Source organism: Streptomyces sp. ALI-76-A (assembly GCF_030287445.1).
Classification (GTDB): domain Bacteria; phylum Actinomycetota; class Actinomycetes; order Streptomycetales; family Streptomycetaceae; genus Streptomyces.
The window spans coordinates 923,761-940,748 of the sequence record NZ_JASVWB010000004.1 but is presented as its reverse complement, the minus strand read 5'-3'; the positions used below and the strand labels follow the sequence as shown (position 1 = coordinate 940,748).

Genomic DNA, 16,988 nt, shown 5'->3' with positions numbered 1-16,988 from the left:
CCAAGCGCAGCGTGTCCGGCTTGAGCTTCACTGAAGCGAGGGCGCTAGCGGCGGCGGAGTTCCGCGGACCAAGCCCGGATCTGGTCTTCGAGGGTGGAATTGTCGCCGCGGACCACGGTCTGCGGCAGCTGGGCGCACACAGTGGCTTCGGCGGCGAGGGCAGCCGGGCCGCCCAGGAGGGGGAAGGCGTCGCGGACGCGGGCGGCAGTGTCGGGCTGGAGCAGCGTGTAGGCGTAGCGTGTGGCGGCGTCGAACCCCTCCGGAGCCTGCCCCCCGCCCTCCCAGTCCAGAATCCTCAGCGGCGCGGTGACGTGAGCCCAGTGCAGGTCGGCGTGGGCTGCGGTCCAGCAGGTCACGACCGGGGCCGTGATGCCCACGAACTCAGGGATGGCCGGGTCCATGTACTGCTGACGTACGGCGACGCGCATTGAACGCGCTTCTTGGCATCTTCGATCACGTCTCAACGACCTCCATGACTCTCCGTCACACCCCATGTGAGACAGGGCCGTTGCATTGACACACCCACAGCACGGAAGGTGACGCACTGCTGGAGGCTTTCCCCGGAACACCGTCCGCAGCCGGCCGAGAGCCACGATCGGGGTGAGTGCCCGTGGTCGCGGATCTCGGCCGTGCGTGTCGTCAGGACGACTGAGCCGTCTGGTAGAGGTTCTGGGCGTCGGCACCGAAATACGGGCCGTACATCCGGTTCGGCAGGAAGTTGTACTTGAAGCTGTTCACCGAGGACAGCAGACCCGTGCCGGTGGACTCGTTGAACTGCGTGAACCACGGCCCGCCGCTCGAACCGCCGGTCATGTTGCAGGTCATGCCGTGGTCGTTGGACAGGAGGAAGTCCCGGTTGGTGGTGCCGCTGCAGTAGATGAACTTCTCCCCGTCGTACGGCGACGCCGCGGGGAAGCCGAAGGAGTACATGGCGAGGTTGTAGCCGGTGTTGAAGGCCAGCCCTTGTCCGCCGACGGCGTCCGTCAACCGCTTTCCGTCCAGCGGGGCGACGACGGCGGCGCCGATGTCGTAGTTGATGTCCTCGCTCGCCGTCCACTGCGGCGTGGACAGGGTCTTCGACGCGGTCCACCTGCCGTAGGGAGCCTGGCCGTCGTGGTAGCCGGGGACGAAGACCCAGTTGGTGTGCCAGGCCCCTTCCAGCTTCACGCAGTGGCCCGCCGTGATCACCGTGCTCTTGTTGGCGCTGGTGACGGCGTTACCGGAGCAGGACGCCGTACGGCCCTGGTAGGTGAAGAACACCCGCCCCGCCGTGGAGAGGACCGCACCCCCGCCGGTCCACTGCCCGCCGCCGCTGGGGAAAGCCATGACCCCCGCGTCGACGGGTACCGCGTTCGGTGTGGTGGGGTCGACGGTGATCTTCCGGCCCTGGGCGGGAGCCGAGCCGCGGTCGACGCGGTCGGCGACGGTCACCAGGTCGAGCGGCGTCGCCGCCTTCATCCGTTCGGGCGTCCAGAACTGCTGGGCGTGGCGCTGCGCGTCGGCGGAGACCGAGCGCACGGCGGCGTCGGGCCTCGGCGGGGCGGCGCCGGCCGGTGCGGCCAGGACGCCGGTCGTCAACAGCGCGGTGACGCCGACAAGGGCGCCGAGGAGGGAGCCACGGGCTCCGGTGACGCGAGGTATGCCTCTCACACGTACTCCTTCTGCGGTGGGGACCGGGCGCCGAGGCCGGCCTCCCGGGACAACAGACGGTGCGAGTCGGAGTGGAGCGAACAGTGGAGCAGCGTGCCCGCCCGAGCACGATTGTGAAAGGAGCATGCCAAACGATGGCCGAAACCGCTCCGTGGTCGGCCGGTCCCGGCACCGGACGTCGTGGGCAGGACCGCGCGGTCCCGCGCCGCCCAGCCGCTGTCTAGTGCTGGGACCGCGTAGGTGCGCCGAGTCAGGCCGCGGTCGTGAGGGGGTGTCCGCTCAGCGGAAGCCTTTCTCGCTGCGGATGCGGGCGCGTTCCTTGCGTTCGGCGGCCAGGACATCGCGGTGGCGGGCGTTGGCGTTGCGCCGGCGCAGGTACGCGTGCACGGCACGGTCCTGCACGGTGTGGTTGGGACAGTTCGAGTTGGCGATGGTGAACTGCCGCGGTGTCCGAAGTGCGCCTCGCCTCGATCGGGTTCATCCACGAGGTGTAGGTCGACGTGAAGCACAACTCGACCTTGTGTTTCTTCGCCCAGCGGCGGATATCGGCGCCCTTGCGGGCCGACACATTGTCCGTGATCACGTAGATCGGGGCGCCGCCCAGGCGGGCGGCGCGGATCGACTTCAGCGCGGCCAGCGTGTTCACGGCCCCCTTCCTGCGGCGGTTCGCACCCCATAACGCGTCGTCGCCCACCGAGTAGCAGCCATGGAAGTACCTGACTCCATGGGTACGGTGGTAGGTGGCCGGCAGCCGGTCGGGCCGGGTCTGTTCGGCCCAGCAACTGCCGCCGGTGGGCCGGATCGGCACGCCGGGTGCTCTTCCCGACCACCTTCCACTTCAACGCCTTCCGGTCCCGAGCGGGCCGAACTCGTCGAAGGCGAACACCCGGACCGGGAAGCGGTCCAAGACGTGCTCGATACGGTCTAGCTTCGTCTCCCGTTGTTGGTGTTGGTGTGCTGGGAGACCCCCCGCAGCACCTCGAACCCGTCCGCCGGCGCGAGCCAGTGGAGCGCGGTGAGGACGCCCATGGAGCGCGGTGAGGATGCCGATGGCCTGGTCCACCATCACGTGCGAGCTGAGGGCGTGCCGCAGCTGCGCGTTCTCCTCTTTCAATCGGGCGGTCGTGGCGTCGTCACGTGTGCCGTCGGGTGAGGGCCGCGGCACGCGGAGGTCCTCATGCTGGTCTCCGTACAAGGGCAAGGCATCCCCGTACGCCTGCCCACGACCACGACCTTGATGAAACCGTGGTTGCGTCCCCTTCGGGAGGGTGTTCATGACCGAAGATCGGCAGTAGGGGGACGCGCTGCGGGGGCCGGGTGAGTGGGTGCTGCTGTCCTACCGGGTGCCCAGTGAGCCCTCGACGCCGCGGATCGCGGTGTGGCGCAAGCTCAAGCGCCTGGGAGCGGCACATCTCTCGGACGGGCTGGTGACGCTGCCGGCCGATGCGGACTGGCCACCGCCGCGGCCACCGCCCTCACCTGAGGTCCCGGCCCACCCGACGACTCATCGGCCCGCTGATGTCGATGGCGGCAGATAGCGTGATCATCTGTGACGGCAGATACCGTCGAGAAGCAGGACCCCACTGGGAAGGTCTTGAAGATCTACGCCGCCGCATGGATGGCCGTCTACATGGACATCGACCAGGTCAGGCACCATACCGCCGTCGTGGGCCGGAGCGGCCTGAGCCGTCAGTGGGACGTGCGCGTGGACCGACCGGACGGACTGGTCATCGGCGAGACCAAAGATCACCAGCGGAAGAAGCCGGAGGTGCGCTTCGTCGACGAGTTCATGGCAAGATGCAGGACGTCGATGCCGTCGAGGGTGTGCTGTTCTCGCCCGTCGGGTTCTCGGCCGGCGCCACGAAACGCGCAGCGGTAGCCAGCCCCGGGTCCAGCTGCGCACGCCGATGGCCGTGCTCCTCGCCATCTCCAGGGTCGGCATCCGACTCCGGCGTGTCCCGCAGAAGACGGATGAGCTGGTTGAAGTGATGGACTCGACCATGGCCGACGGCTCCTCCGCGCCTGCCTCACGGGCACCCCAGCCGTTGCCGCCCGCCCGGCGGAATCAGCGGGGCTTCATGACTGCCCCGTTCACCCGTAGATGCGACCGGGTCGCCTGAATGTTCTTGTGTGGCGGTTTCCCTGTTCGGGAGTGCTTTCCACGCATCTCGCCGAGCATGGACGGGACATGACCGCGCACCCGCTTCCGCTCACCCTGCCCAGCCTTCCGCCGGCCGGCGGCGCGGCCGGGGCGGGGGTGCTTCCGGCGATGGGCCTGGCCGTGACCGCGACGGCACTGGCAGCCGCCGGCTGTCACCTCGTCTTCGCACGTGCCGCCTCCGTCGCCGCATGTCTGTTGGTGGCGGCTGCCTCTTTCTTGGGCGCGCTGCTGTGTGCCTCTGGGCCCGGTGCCCTGCTGCCTGACCTCGGTGCCATGGTCCTGGCGCAGGCGGCGGCCTGCTGCTGGTACGCCTTGGCCGCCTCTGATCCCGGCCCGACGGAAGGGACGATCCACAGCGGTACAGGGGGCACCGTCCACGTGGCGATGACTCTGGTCACCGTGTGCGCGCTTCGCGCCGTCGGTGGCTCCTCGTTCCGGCTCTCCATCGTGGTGCAGGCCAGTCTGCGCACTAGCGTCCAGCGGTTATGCGCTCTGCTGTGCGCGTGGAGCCCGAGGACGCGAGCCGGTTGTCCGAAGCCCGAGAGGGCGGGGACAAGGAGTGCTCCTCCGAGGTGCTGCTCACAGGCGCGCCCGGGCGTCGAGGCCCTCCCTAGCGCTCGCGGACCGGCGCCACCTCCGCACACCCGAATCTGCCGCGTGTCACGGGACGATGTGCGTCGCTTCCCGTGCCCCCGGCCCGTCCGTCACCGCCGCACGTCTCAGCGCCCACGGCTCGACTGACGCGAAACCATGCGACCCCGCCAGGTCACCCGCCTCCCCCCGCAACCAGGAAACCAGGGACCCCATGACCATCCCCCGCATCGACATCGTGCACCCCGGCGAGCTCACGCCAGGAGACCGCGCTCTCTGGAACGAGTTGCAAGCCACTGCGACGGCCACTGCCAACCCCTTCATGAGCGCCCAGTTCGCCCGAGCCGTGGGCCGTGTGCGGCCCGACACTCGGGTGGCGGTCCTGCGCCGGAAGCGGGAACCCGTCGGCTACTTCCCCTACCAGCAGGGCCGATGGGGCCACGGTCGCGCACTCGGTCTGGGTGTATCCGACTGCCAAGGAGCCGTCCTGCACCCCGACGACGTACACCTGGACCCGCACCACCTCATGCGTGCCTGCTCCCTGAACGCCTGGGAGTTCAACCACCTCGAAAGCGGTCAGCACCTCTTCCTGCCCTACTCGAAGGACCAGTTCGGCTCACCCGTGGTCGACCTCACGCAAGGCTTCGAGCAGTACAAGAATCACCTCCACACACACTCACGAAGCTTCCTGAGGGCGACTCGAGCCCAGGAACGGCGAATGATCCGCCACCTCGGCCCCCTGCGGTTCGTCTACGACGACCAGAACCGCACAGCGCTGCGCGCCCTCGTCGACTGGAAGTCCGCCCACTACCGTCGCACCGGCCGCCGCGACCCCTTCCAACAGACGTGGATCGCCAACCTCGTGCACCTGCTCGCCGACACCACGTCACCGGACTGTTCGGGCATCCTCTCGGTGCTCTACACGGGCGACCGCCCGGTCGCCGCTCACTTCGGCCTCCGCTCCCGCACGATCCTCTCCTGCTGGTTCCCCTCCTACGACCGCACTTTCGCCACCTTCTCACCCGGACGCATCCTCTACCTGCGCATGATCGAGGCCGCAGCCGCCTCCGGCATCCACCTGGTCGACTTCGGCAGAGGAGACGCCGCCTACAAGAACTCCTTCAAAACGGGGGAGCTCATGGTTCACGAGGGGGCACTGCGCACGACCGGCCCTGGCGCTGCCCTGCACTGGCTCCGCCAAGAACCGAAGCGGGCCACCCGCCGCATCGTGCGCGAGCAGCCCGCGCTGAGGCGTGCAGCGGTACGCGGTCTCAGGGCCGTCGGATCGATGCGGGAGCGCTGACCCCGGCCGAGCGCCCGCTCACGACGAGCGCAGGCGATTCCTGTTCGCTTCCATCCCCCATGGACTGCGTGCCGGCTGACCGCCGCTCGACCCACGCGGTGTGCGGGATAACCGCAGATCCCGCCCGACGTCCCGACCCATTACTTAATGACATTCATTTTCATGTAGTGTCTATCCCGCTCGCCCACTGTTCACCCAGGAGGCCCACATGGCCGTACCAAAACGCAAGATGCCGCGCAGCAACACCCGGCACCGTCGGGCGCAGTGGACGGCCGTGACGCTTCAACTGGTGACCGTCACGGTGGACGGGGCCGCGTACCGCGTCCCCCAGCGGCTCGCCAAACCGTACGAGCGTGGCCTGCTCCATCCCGAAGGCTGACACCACATGACTCACGCCCCCTCGCGTCTGCCCGTCACCGTCCTGTCGGGCTTCCTCGGTGCCGGCAAGACCACCCTGCTCAACCATGTCCTCGGAAACCGGGAGGGTATGCGCGTCGCCGTCATCGTCAACGACATGAGCGAGGTCAACATCGACGCCGCTCTGGTCCGCGGCGGCGAGGCAGCCCTGTCGCGCACCGAGGAACGCCTGGTCGAGATGACCAACGGATGCATCTGCTGCACCCTCCGAGACGATCTGCTGGAAGAGGTGGCCCGGCTGGCGCGCGAGGGGCGCTTCGACTACCTCCTCATCGAGTCCTCCGGCATCTCGGAGCCCATGCCGGTGGCCGCCACCTTCGCATTTGCCCGTGACGACGGCGTCACCCTCGACGAACTGGCCCGGCTGGACACCATGGTCACGGTCGTGGACGCCGCCAACTTCCTGCCCGAGCTGACCGGAGGTGACGAACTGGCCGAACGCGGCCTGGATCAGTACGAGGACGACGAACGCACGGTCAGCGACCTGCTGATGGACCAGATCGAGTTCGCCGATGTCATCGTCCTCAACAAGCTCGATCTCGTGGACGCGGAGTCCACCGACCGGCTGCGAGCCACCCTGGCGCGGCTCAACCCCGCCGCCCGCGTGGTGCCGGCCGTTCGGGGCCGCGTACCGATCGGCGAAGTCCTGGGCACCGGCCGTTTCGACCTGGAGCGAGCGCAGCAAGCTCCGGGCTGGGTCCGGGAACTCAACGGCGATCATGTGCCCGAGACAGAGGAGTACGGCATCTCCTCGACCGTCTTCCGCTCCGACAGGCCCTTCCACCCCGGGCGGCTGTGGACGTTCGTGACCGAGTCCCTCGACAGCGGCGCCTACGGACAGGTGCTCAGGTCCAAGGGCTTCTTCACACTGGCCAGCCGCCCGCGCGTGACGGGACTGTGGTCCCAGGCCGGCTCGGTGGCGCGCTTCGAGCCCTCCTCCGCGCGTGACGCCGACAGCCCCTACGCCCAGGAACTCGTGTTCATCGGCACCCACCTGAACGCCGAGTCTCTGCGGGCGTCCCTGACCGACTGCCTCATGAGGGAAGATGAGCGGCACCCCCGTTCCGACTCCTTCCCCGCCTGGGACACCTACGGCTTCGACGAGGTCTGCGCGCACGAGCACGAGCCCCTCATAACAGTGCCGGGACAGTGAGACTCCGGGCCGGACGGCGGTCGCAGCCACGGCACCGTTCGGCCCGGTAGACGATCCGCGTCAGACTGGCCCCTCAGGGGGCAGGGAGCAGACGCACCGGGCACGGTCGGACACGAGGACTCTCCCGGGTCAGATTCGTGCCCTGTGCGGCAAGCATGGCGCCGAACGCCTGCGGCCCCCATGGCGGAGCATCCGAGAACCGCGCCCGCGTGACCCACCGGCCATCGCGCCCCCGGACAGCGGTGGGCCGCTGTCCGCACCCCGGGAGGGGCGGCCGAACCCGGGCTCATATATGCATGGATCGCCATATGCTAATGTCGCCATGCACGGTCTGCGGAGCACGAACCGCAGGCCATCCGAGAACGCGATCCAGGAGCACCAAATGGCCACCGCCACCGAACACCGCACGCACGACAGTCACACGCACACCCACGGCGAGGGCTGCGGCCACGTCGCCGTCCCGCACGGCGACCACGTCGACTACGCACACGAGGGCCACATCCACCGCGTCCACGAGGACCACGTCGACGAGTGCGCGAGCACCGGCCACGCCGCCCATGAGGGCCACACGCACACCCACGGCGAGGGCTGCGGCCATGTCGCCGTCCCGCACGAGGACCACGTCGACTACGTGCACGACGGCCACCGCCACGCCGCCCACGACGGACACTGGGACGACCACTGATCGGTCCACCTGGCCGGCGAAGGCAACCGAAAATCATTGCCACATGCTAAAGTGCGCATGTGACAACTGCCCCGCCCCCCTCGGCGGCCATGCCGGGCGAGCCGCTGCACGACCTGCAGGCCGCCAGTGACCTGCTCAAGGCGCTGGCGTCCCCCGTACGCCTGGGCATCGTGCGCGAGCTGTCCCAGGGCGGAAAGTACGTCCATGAGTTGGTCGCCGCGCTGGGGGTGAGCCAGCCGCTCACCTCGCAGCACCTCCGAGTACTGCGCAACTCCCGGATCGTGACGACCCGACGGCAGGCTCGTGAGATCCAGTACTGCCTCACGGACGAGCACATCGCCCACATCGTGCTGGACGCCATCCGGCACGCACAGGAGTAGCCCGGCGCCGTCGCGGCACCACGACGCCGGGGCACCTCTTGATAATCGGTCCATTCTCATCAAGGTCGCCCCCACTGACCCCGCTGCACACCCGTGGCGGTGGAGAGCCGGAGGACGGACGCGATCCTCGCCGTCCCCCGCGCCGAGAAGATCGTCACTGCGATCGACACCCGACGTGATCCGGCTGCCGCGGGCATTCGAACTCCCTCCGACTACCGGAGTGGAGGCGATGCACCCAACGATCTGGGGAGCCGCCCGGAAGCTTTGGTTCGCCGACACGCCACGCCACGCCACGCCACACGATGATCGCCGCGTCGGTCACGGACGAGACGTTGGTGGAGACCGTCGCCGTGGACTCCGGCGGCCCGTACCTCTTCCCCTCGGAAGCCGTGCTGCCCTTCCTCACCGAGGCGGACGTCCACCACGTCATCGACGTGCCGGCCGGTCGCTCCCCGGTTCGACACTGGCCCTCGACACCGCCGGCCCCGCCGTCGTCAACACTCAGGACCAGCACGACGCTCTCCGCAAATGGCAGGCCCGGACGCAGTGGACGTACGCCGATCCGGCACAGCTCACCGAGTGGCGGCCCGGGACCCAGGTACTGGCCTCCCGCACGCGCAGCAGCCTTCCCGCCCCGAAGGGCGACGAACTGCCCGCCGCCACCCAGGACATGCTGAGCGGCCTCGCCGCGCAGCAGCTGCCTCAGGGCGAGGAGTACCGGCTCAACCTGGTCCGCCTGCCCTGGCCCCGGCGGTCACCCATGATCGGCACCGCCGAGAAGCGGGTCCGGGACCGCGGTCCAGCTCTCGTGTCCCAGCGACAGTTCGGCGTCGGTCAGCAGGGCCGCGTCCAGTGCGCAGCGGATCGCCGGGCCGTCGAGACCGGTCCCGGTCAGGCTGATCTCGGTGCGGCGTTCGCCGTAGTAGTCGTCCCAGAACCAGGAGGCGAGGGTGCGCCGCTGCGGCGAAGCCGCCTGCCAGGCGCGCCCGTCCGCCGGCTCCAGCCAACGGTCCGCCTCCCTCAACTCCAGATAAGCCCCGGCCGAACGCCAGGTCACCACGGTGTCCGGACGGCTGCACAGCCACAGGTGGCCTCGGCCGCGGACAACACCGCGCATCGCGACGGGCAGCGCGTCCGCCAACCGCCCTGGGTGCAGAGGGCGGCGGGCCCCCCAGAGCACCGTCTCCACTCCTCGGTCGGCGCAGTGCCCCTTGGCAGGAACCGTCACCGGCTCCAGCCGCGCCCTCCACTCCCCCTCGGCAGCGGAAGGTACGGCCCGAACGAGCGAGGCCCGCAGCTCGGGCCCGGCTCCGTCCATGTCCGCAGGCGTGACGAGGCGGGCACGTGAGTTGAGCTGGGTGACCAACCTGGCTGCGAGGGGCGCCTGTTCGCCGTCACCGCCCGCTGGAGCCGGCACGAGCAGGACGTCCGCCGCCTCCACCTGCCGGACGGCGGATTCGGCCGGGCTCAGGACCTCACCTCGCTCCCCTCCGCTCCACAGTCGTACCGCCCGGTGAACGCAGCCGACGTCCGCCATGAACGGCGACGGCTCGACTCCGACCACCACGGGTGCCGGCTCGAAGTGCTCCCCCAGCGAGCCGCTCGCCACGCGAGCACGCCACAACTCCACCAGGAACGGCAGGACATCGACGTCTCCCGGCAGAGCGAGAACCACGTGCACAGGGCCCGCATCACGCCACAGGGACATCAAGTCCTGACGGAGAATCACCACAGGATCACCCGTGGCTGCCCAGCAGGTCGCCGGTACGCCGGCGTCGACGCCCGACAGGAAACGCTGGACGACCGGGTACCCGGCCTCCTGGCTCTGGATCGACACCGCCAGCACCACGGCGCGCGGAGACAGCCGCAGCAACCGATCGACGCCCACGCCCCGGACGCCGGGCGTCTTGCCGGCGACCACGCTCAACAGGCCCTTCCACACGTCGTCGCCCCTCAGTTGAGGCGGGCGACTTGCTGCGGGGCGGGCGCCGCGCGGAGCCGGTCGGGCAGGGTCCCGTCGTCGGGCATTCCGGCCCGCAGCCAGGCACCGACCGATTCGGCATCGGCCGCGGTGACCAGCGGGCCGAGCCGTACGACGGCCCCGGCCGGCCTGCGATCCGCCGTACATGGCTGTACAGCGGCGTGCAGCCCGCGGTCCGACCGGCAGTGCACAACCTTCTCCAGGCAACCGGTGGAGACCATGACCCCGTGGAGGCAGCCCCGGACAGCGCGACGCAGACCATCCATCAGCCCGTTGGTCTCGGCGTGACAGGACGCGCAGACGACGAGGGTGAAGGGACGGCTCTCACCGCCGCGTGCCGCGTCACTCAAACCACACCCCTCCTCCAGCTATTGAAAATGGTTGCCATTTTTATAGCACAGCGGGCGCCCTGCTGACCCTCGCCGTCCTGACATCGCCGCCGATCGTCACGGCCGGATGAGGGTCAACACCGAGGGACGCAGGATGCTCCAGGTAGCAGCCGGCCGCGCGGCAGTCAGGGCGTGCGCGGGGCGCCGGGCGCGGGAACGTGGCCGCTCAGACAGCGGATGCCCAGCAACTGGCCACCACGTTCCGAGCGCATCGCGACCAGCACGACGCCATACGAAGCGGACCGTCTTCACCGGCTGTTCGGCACCCGCCGGTAACTGCTCGATCGCGGCGGGTGTCACGTCGCCTCACGGACCAAGCACAGCCGCGCCCAGGGCCGGCGTCTGGAAGACCCGCCCACCGTCTGAGCGGACGCGCTCAGAGTGCCTTCGGACGCCGCCATGCCTGGATGCCTTCGGGCGCGGCCGGGTGACGTTCGAGACCCACCGCCGACAGCTCGGCGGCCAGCGTCTCGTCGGAGACGACATGGCAGTCGAACTCCGCCGTCTCCTCCCGGATCAGTTCGTCGTCACGCCAGGTCCGGTAGGTCATCACCCAGCGGATCAGGTCCTCACCCACGATGTCCGCCCGCGCGAGGGTGTCGTAGCGGTGCCGACCCAGCATGCCTCCGGGGATGACCGACGGCGGTACGGCCGTCGCTGTCTGAGGGTGCTGCGACTCCATGATCAGCAGGCCACCAGGGCGGAGCCCACCGGCCCACTTGAGCCAGAGCCGGACGCGCTGCTCCGGCGAGAAGTGCATGATCAAGTTGAACAGCACCACGGCGTCCAGCGGTATGCCCACCTCGGCCGTCAGCGCATCCTCGGGCAGGACGGTCACGGTGTCGGCGGCTGCCGGTATGCGGGACAGACGCGTCACCAGGGCAGCGCGCATGATACGCGTCGGCTCGATCGCGAAAATCTCACCGTCCGGCCCGAGCGATGTCAGGAGTGCCTCGGTGAAGACGCCCGTGCCGGGGCCGATCTCCGCGACCGCGCGGGCCCCGGACACCAGCCGCCCCAGGGCGTCCGTGAGCGAGACCCGTACCGACTCGGGGAAGATCACGTCGTAGTAGGGGCCGTTGACGGCATAACCGAGCCCTTGATCGGCGCGGTCGGCCTCACTCGTGATGGTGTTGGCCATCGGTGGCCTTTCTCCGTGATGAACAGTTACCTTCCCGCACCGTCCCTCCGGCATCGACGGGCGGCGGGCGCACGCATCGCGAACCCTTGAGCCGACGCGCAGAGCGGAGCCGTCGGAATCGGAGTTCGCATCGGCCCCGCAGATCGTCCCCCGCACCACACCAACCGCGCGAGGCAGCGGAGGAAGCGGACGCAGTCACCGTGCACCACGGGCGACGGACGCCGGGCGCTGCCGCGTCCGTCCGCCACCACCCCGTGGGCGGTGGCCGGAGCCACACGCTTCCCGCGCCCGCGTGACGACCGCGACGAGCGGACCCGCAGGGCGCGCGGGCCGCTCGTCGGCCGTCATGGTCCAACGGACGTGGGGACGGTGGCAGTGGGGTCCGGGCGTCGGACGAGTTTCACGAGCAGGCCGTGGCGGGGTGCCAGACACCAGGTGACGGCGAACAGACCGGTGAGGACCACGACCACCGAGCCACCCGCGGCCAGGTCGTACGTGTACGAGACGTACAGGCCCGCCACACTTCCGGCGCAGCCGATGAGCGAGGCCAGCAGCGTCATCGCCCACAGTCGCTCGGTCAGCATGCGCGCGGTGGCCGCAGGGGTGATCAGCAGGGCCAGGACGAGGATGTTGCCGACCGCCTCCAGGGACATCACGATCGTCGTGGTGACGAGCACGTACAGGACCAGGTCGAGACGGAACACCGGCAGGCCGGCGGCGCGTGCCGCCTCCCGGTCCAGGCTGACGGCGACCAGTTCCTTGCCGATCGCCAGCACGACGAGGATCAGCACGGTCCCGATGGCGGCCACGGTCCACACGTCCGCCGCGCTGACCGCGAGGACCTGGCCGAAGAGGAAGGACGACAGGTCGGTCGTCCAGCTGTCGCGCGTGGAGACCAGGACGATGCCGAGCCCGAACGCGAAGGCGAAGAAGACGCCGATGACGGTGTCCTCCTTGAGCCGCCGGTTCTGGGAGACGAAGGCGATCAGTACGGCCGTGGTGATGCCGGCCGCGGCGCCGCCGAGCAGGAGGTTTCCCTCGAAGGCGTAGGCGAGCGCGACGCCGGGGAAGGCCGAGTGGGCGACGGCGTCACCGATGAATGCCATGCCGCGCAGCACGACATACACGCCCACCACTCCGCATACCAGGCCGATGACCGCGGCGACGGCGAACGCCCGCTGCATGAACGGCAGTTGCCAGGGGTCCGTGAGCAACTCGATCACGCTACGACTCCGATCGCGCGGTCCAGGCCGAACGCCCGCAGCATCTGACCGGCATCGGCGAGGAGTTCGGGGCCGCCCTCCGCGACGACCGTGCGGTTGATCAGCGCCACCCGGTGGCAGGTACGGGCGGCGGCAGCCAGGTCGTGGGTGGTCATCAGCAGCGCCCTGCCCTCCGCGGCCAGCCGGCCGAACAACTCGTTCAGCAACTCCTGGGTGGGGACGTCCACTCCGGTGAACGGCTCGTCCAGGAGCAGGATGCGCGGCCCGGCGGCCAGGGCGCGGGCGACCAGGACCCGCTGCCGCTGGCCGCCGGACAGCTCACCGACGGGTCGCCGGCGCAGTGCGGTGAGTCCGGTCAGCTCCAGCGCCTCGTCCACCGCCGCCCGGTCCGCCGCGCCCGGGCGGCGCAGCCAGCCGATCTGCCGGGTGCGGCCGGTGAGCACCGCGCCCGCGATGTCGATGGGGAAGTCCCAAGCGAACTCGTGCCGTTGGGGCACGTATCCGATGCGCTGTCCGGCCCTGCGCCCGGTCCGCCCCTCGACGGCCACCTCTCCCCCGGCCAGCGGCACCAGCCCGAGGACTGCCCGCAGGAGGGTCGTCTTCCCGGCGCCGTTCGGGCCGATGAGCCCGACCAGCTCGCCCGCGTCGACGGTCAGGCCGGCCCGCTCCAGGGCGGTCCTGCCGCCGAGGACGACGGTCGCGCCGGTGACCCGCAGCAGCGGGTCCGGTCCGTCAGCCACGTGCGGTCCTCCTCCGCCGGGCGGCGAGGAAGGACGCGGCGCCCACGGCGGTGAGTGCGGCGGCGGCCGAGCCGAGCAGTACGACCTGACCCGCGCCGGTGGAGGCCATCGAGCCGTCGCTGGAGTCGCCGGTCGAGGAGCCGCCCGTGGAGCCGGAGCCGTCGCCCGCGGTGCCCGAGGACGAGGGATCGGACGCCCCGGGTGTGTCCGAGGTCCCGGGCGTTGCGGAGGTTCCGTTGCCGGTGCCGTCGCCCGGCGTCACCGCGCCGGGGTCGGTGTCGCCGACCACGAACGTCACCGTCTCGGTGTCGGAGACCTTCGTGCCGTTCGCGAGCGTTCCGCTCATCTTGAAGGTGAGCCGGTACGTGCCTTCCTTGGTGAACGCCCACCCGCCGTGCGCGTGCGTGTTCTGCGCGACGTCGAAGGAGTCCGGCACCCCGTCCTTGCTGTTGAACAGCACGTTCGCGCCCGACATCGCGTCATACGTGTACAGCGCGTAGGTGCCGGGACCGTCGACCTTGGTGAGGGAGAACTCCACGCCTCCCTTGCTCGCCCCGGCCTTGATGTTGTCCGTCGACCAGCCGGGCCACAGCAGTCCCTCCTGCTGCACCTGGTCGAGCAGCCACACCGGATCGCCGCCCTTGCCGAGGAACGCGAAGTCGTCGCTGTCCGGCAGGGTGTTCCTGGCCGCGGGCTTGACGTGCAGGACCACGGAGGAGGGCTCCCGCCAGGTGGTCCTGCCCGAGTCGGTGCCGTCCTTGATGTGGATCTGCAGCTTGTTGTCGACGACGCGGGCGGCGAAGTCGACGTGCCCCTCGTCGAGGACCTTCCTCTCGGACACGACGTCCGTGGCAGCCGCGGTGGCTGCCAGGGCGGTGCGCCGTCCGGCTGCGGCTGCCTCCGGCACAGCCTTCCCTGCCGCTGCCGGGGTCTGCGGCCTCTCGGAGGACTCCTCGCTGGGGGTCTCCTCGATGACCGGTTCCTCGGTGGGCGTGTTCTTCCCGTCCGCCGCCGTGCCCCCGACCACCACCGTGTACACGGTCCCGACGGACAGCTCCCGTCCGTCCGCCGCGGTGGCCTCGGCGGCGAAGATGACCCGGTACGTGCCGTCCTCGCTGAACTCCCACCGGGTCTCGCCCTCTCGGCCCGCCGGGAGCTGGTGCTCGTCCGGCAGGTCGTCCGCGCTGTCGAACAACAGCGCGTCCTCAGTGGAGTCGCCTTGCTTCGCGCCCTCGGCCGCGTACACCTTCAGATCGCCGGGGCCTTCGAGCCCGGTCAGCGACCACCGGACGGTGTCCCCGGCCACCGCGCCCTCAGGTACGCCGGTGGTGTCCCACCCGGGCGCCGAGGCGTCTGCCACGCCGGCGTCGTCGACGGCGACCATCTGGGCGCCGTCCGCAGGATCCAGAGTCAGCGTCCCGTCCGCATAGGCGATCCGGCCGAGCCCCTGCCCTGCCGTAGCCGTAGCCGTAGCCGTACTGTCGTCCGCGACGGCGACCCCGCCTCCCGCCAGTCCCACCGGTGTGGCCGCCAGGACCACCGCCACAGCAACCCGCTGACCTCTTGGCATGCCCCTCATCAGGCGTCCTCCCCCAGGCACTTCGCGAGCTCCGTCGCGTTGTGCCGCATCATCGATACGTAGTCGTCGACCTTGTCGTCGAACGAGTCGCCGTAGATCGTGCAGATCCCGACCCCCTCGTCCTCAGCGACCCTGCGCAGCACGTCGGCGCGCGCCGCGAGGTTGGGCTCCAGGAACACCGACGGGACGTTCTTCTCCCGGATGGTGTTGCCGAGTTCCTCCACCTCGGCCGCGCTCGGTTCCTGGTTGGGCACGGGCACGACGAAACCCGCGATCTCCATGCCGTACGCCTTCGCGAGGTAGCCGAAGGCGTCGTGAGTGGTGATCAGCTTGCGGTTGCGCTCCGGCACGGTGGCGAGCTTCCGCGCGACCTCCTCGTCGAGGGCGCCGAGGGTCTTCAGGTACGCGGCGGCGTTCTTCTCGTACGTCGCCTTCCCGTCGGGGTCCGCCTTGATCAGCTCGGCCTCGATCCGCCGGACGTACGCCTCGGCGTTGGCGACGTCCGCCCAGGCGTGCGGATCCATGTCACCGTGCACGTGCTTGCCGATCACGGCCTGCGGCAGCACCCACAGCGCGTCGCCCGCCTCGCCGAGGAAGGAGTACGGCTTCTCCTTCGGTATCGCCGCCCTGGCCCGGTCGGGCACGTCGAGCACCACGCCGTCGGCCGCGAGCCGCTCCGGCTCGCCGCTCTCGTCGTCGTCCGCGCGGACGTACACCTTCCCCGTCTCGGCGTTGAGGGCGACGTCGGCGTGGCCGCCGTCGAGCACCCTCGCGCCCTCGGGCGCCTCGGCGTCGTCGCCGACGGTGAAGGTGAAGGTGCCGCTGCCGATCTCCTCACTCCTCCCGTCGAGGGTCTCGGTCCGACCCCCGACGGTCAGCCGGTACGTACCGGGCTCGCTGAACGCCCAGTTGACGTGGGTGTGAGCCTCGGGCGGCAGCGTGAAGGAGTCGGAGTCGTCGAGGCCGTCGGCGGAGTCGATGTACACCTTGGGCTTGCCGAGCGTGTCGGTGAGATACACCCGCAGCTCGCCGGGCCCCTCCAGCTTCGTGGCCGACGTACGGACCTGGGAGCCGTCTCCCGCGACCTCACCCTCGACGGCCCAGCCGAGCCACAGCACGTCGAGCCCCAGGTCCTCCTCCAGCTTCATGACCGTGCCGCCGTACTCCTCCAGCTTCTCGGCGACCTCGATCTTCGGGGCGGACTTCTGGGCGTTGGTGTGGACCATCTTCATGATCCCGGGCTCTTCGAGCAGCAGGCCGTTGCTGAACACGACGTCGGCCTTGGCGACCTCGGCCGCGTCACCGGGGCTCGGCTCGTAGGAGTGCGGGTCGCCGTGGTGCGGCACGATCGAGGTGACGTCGACGCGGTCACCGCCGACCTGCTCGACGAGGTCGGCGATGACCGCCGTGGTCGTGGACACCGTCAACTCGGCGTCCGACGAGCCGGCTTGAAGCCCGCTGCACCCGGACAGTAACGCGCTCGCCGAGATCAGCGCGGCGGTGGTGATGGTGCGTCTGGGATGGCCCCGCATGGGGCTCCTCCTTCTCTCGAACAGGACAATCCCGCGTACGACGGACCGGAGGGCTGCCAGGCG

General features: G+C 69.9%; 15 protein-coding genes and 1 pseudogene. 6 read left to right on the top strand and 10 right to left on the bottom strand.

What is annotated here, in order from left to right; all coding sequences use genetic code 11:
* Positions 1–44: 44 nt before the first annotated feature.
* The 3 genes and pseudogenes from QQS16_RS40250 to QQS16_RS40240 all read right to left on the bottom strand — a co-directional run.
* Positions 45–428, bottom strand: a complete 384-nt coding sequence (locus QQS16_RS40250) for a hypothetical protein (protein WP_286067598.1) — start codon at positions 426–428, stop codon at positions 45–47.
* A gap of 211 nt (positions 429–639) precedes the next feature.
* Complete coding sequence (locus QQS16_RS40245; protein WP_286067597.1) at positions 640–1,650, bottom strand: trypsin-like serine peptidase; 1,011 nt, start codon at positions 1,648–1,650, stop codon at positions 640–642.
* Between the two features lie 250 nt (positions 1,651–1,900).
* Positions 1,901–2,593 (bottom strand): annotated as a pseudogene (locus tag QQS16_RS40240) (transposase); the annotation flags it as partial.
* Between the two features lie 606 nt (positions 2,594–3,199).
* Here QQS16_RS40240 and QQS16_RS40235 point away from each other — a divergent pair.
* The 6 genes from QQS16_RS40235 to QQS16_RS40210 all read left to right on the top strand — a co-directional run bounded on the left by QQS16_RS40235 (position 3,200) and on the right by QQS16_RS40210 (position 8,340).
* Positions 3,200–3,529 carry a hypothetical protein gene (locus tag QQS16_RS40235; RefSeq protein ID WP_286067595.1) on the top strand — a complete coding sequence of 110 codons (330 nt, stop codon included), beginning with the start codon at positions 3,200–3,202 and terminating at the stop codon, positions 3,527–3,529.
* A 1,087-nt stretch (positions 3,530–4,616) separates the two neighbouring features.
* Positions 4,617–5,705, top strand: a complete 1,089-nt coding sequence (locus QQS16_RS40230) for a GNAT family N-acetyltransferase (protein WP_286067594.1) — start codon at positions 4,617–4,619, stop codon at positions 5,703–5,705.
* A gap of 208 nt (positions 5,706–5,913) precedes the next feature.
* Positions 5,914–6,084, top strand: coding sequence for a 50S ribosomal protein L32 (gene rpmF / locus QQS16_RS40225; RefSeq protein ID WP_286067592.1), 171 nt, complete (start codon positions 5,914–5,916; stop codon positions 6,082–6,084).
* A 6-nt stretch (positions 6,085–6,090) separates the two neighbouring features.
* Positions 6,091–7,275 (top strand): GTP-binding protein, encoded by a 1,185-nt coding sequence (locus tag QQS16_RS40220; RefSeq protein ID WP_286067590.1) that lies wholly within the window; start codon positions 6,091–6,093, stop codon positions 7,273–7,275.
* A 382-nt stretch (positions 7,276–7,657) separates the two neighbouring features.
* Positions 7,658–7,960 carry a hypothetical protein gene (locus QQS16_RS40215; RefSeq protein WP_286067589.1) on the top strand — a complete coding sequence of 101 codons (303 nt, stop codon included), beginning with the start codon at positions 7,658–7,660 and terminating at the stop codon, positions 7,958–7,960.
* A 59-nt stretch (positions 7,961–8,019) separates the two neighbouring features.
* Positions 8,020–8,340 carry an ArsR/SmtB family transcription factor gene (locus tag QQS16_RS40210; RefSeq protein ID WP_286067588.1) on the top strand — a complete coding sequence of 107 codons (321 nt, stop codon included), beginning with the start codon at positions 8,020–8,022 and terminating at the stop codon, positions 8,338–8,340.
* A 754-nt stretch (positions 8,341–9,094) separates the two neighbouring features.
* Here QQS16_RS40210 and QQS16_RS40205 read toward each other — a convergent pair.
* The 7 genes from QQS16_RS40205 to QQS16_RS40175 form a co-directional block, all read right to left on the bottom strand.
* A complete protein-coding gene (locus QQS16_RS40205) occupies positions 9,095–10,261 on the bottom strand; it encodes a GTP-binding protein (protein ID WP_286068149.1) in 1,167 nt (388 codons plus the stop codon).
* Positions 10,262–10,293: 32 nt separating this feature from the next.
* Positions 10,294–10,671: a hypothetical protein gene (locus QQS16_RS40200; RefSeq protein ID WP_286067587.1), complete on the bottom strand. Its 378-nt coding sequence runs from the start codon at positions 10,669–10,671 to the stop codon at positions 10,294–10,296.
* Between the two features lie 415 nt (positions 10,672–11,086).
* Positions 11,087–11,851 (bottom strand): methyltransferase, encoded by a 765-nt coding sequence (locus QQS16_RS40195; protein ID WP_286067586.1) that lies wholly within the window; start codon positions 11,849–11,851, stop codon positions 11,087–11,089.
* A 344-nt stretch (positions 11,852–12,195) separates the two neighbouring features.
* Complete coding sequence (locus QQS16_RS40190; protein ID WP_286067584.1) at positions 12,196–13,074, bottom strand: anchored repeat-type ABC transporter permease subunit; 879 nt, start codon at positions 13,072–13,074, stop codon at positions 12,196–12,198.
* Positions 13,071–13,814, bottom strand: a complete 744-nt coding sequence (locus QQS16_RS40185; protein ID WP_286067582.1) for an anchored repeat-type ABC transporter ATP-binding subunit — start codon at positions 13,812–13,814, stop codon at positions 13,071–13,073. The genes QQS16_RS40190 and QQS16_RS40185 overlap by 4 nt, the downstream gene beginning before the upstream one ends.
* Positions 13,807–15,384, bottom strand: coding sequence for a TIGR03773 family transporter-associated surface protein (locus QQS16_RS40180; protein ID WP_286067581.1), 1,578 nt, complete (start codon positions 15,382–15,384; stop codon positions 13,807–13,809). Before QQS16_RS40180 ends, QQS16_RS40185 begins: the two co-directional genes overlap by 8 nt.
* A gap of 8 nt (positions 15,385–15,392) precedes the next feature.
* On the bottom strand, positions 15,393–16,925 hold the full coding sequence (locus QQS16_RS40175; protein ID WP_286067580.1) for an anchored repeat ABC transporter, substrate-binding protein: 1,533 nt from the start codon (positions 16,923–16,925) through the stop codon (positions 15,393–15,395).
* Positions 16,926–16,988 lie beyond the last annotated feature (63 nt).

What these genes read in the sequence shown, in the direction of transcription:
- rpmF (WP_286067592.1), top strand. Translation starts at nt 5,914, where the DNA reads ATGGCCGTACCAAAACGCAAGATGCCGCGCAGCAACACCCGGCACCGT.
- QQS16_RS40180 (WP_286067581.1), bottom strand. Translation starts at nt 15,384, where the DNA reads ATGCCAAGAGGTCAGCGGGTTGCTGTGGCGGTGGTCCTGGCGGCCACA.
- QQS16_RS40215 (WP_286067589.1), top strand. Translation starts at nt 7,658, where the DNA reads ATGGCCACCGCCACCGAACACCGCACGCACGACAGTCACACGCACACC.
- QQS16_RS40195 (WP_286067586.1), bottom strand. Translation starts at nt 11,851, where the DNA reads ATGGCCAACACCATCACGAGTGAGGCCGACCGCGCCGATCAAGGGCTC.
- QQS16_RS40175 (WP_286067580.1), bottom strand. Translation starts at nt 16,925, where the DNA reads ATGCGGGGCCATCCCAGACGCACCATCACCACCGCCGCGCTGATCTCG.
- QQS16_RS40250 (WP_286067598.1), bottom strand. Translation starts at nt 428, where the DNA reads ATGCGCGTCGCCGTACGTCAGCAGTACATGGACCCGGCCATCCCTGAG.
- QQS16_RS40230 (WP_286067594.1), top strand. Translation starts at nt 4,617, where the DNA reads ATGACCATCCCCCGCATCGACATCGTGCACCCCGGCGAGCTCACGCCA.
- QQS16_RS40220 (WP_286067590.1), top strand. Translation starts at nt 6,091, where the DNA reads ATGACTCACGCCCCCTCGCGTCTGCCCGTCACCGTCCTGTCGGGCTTC.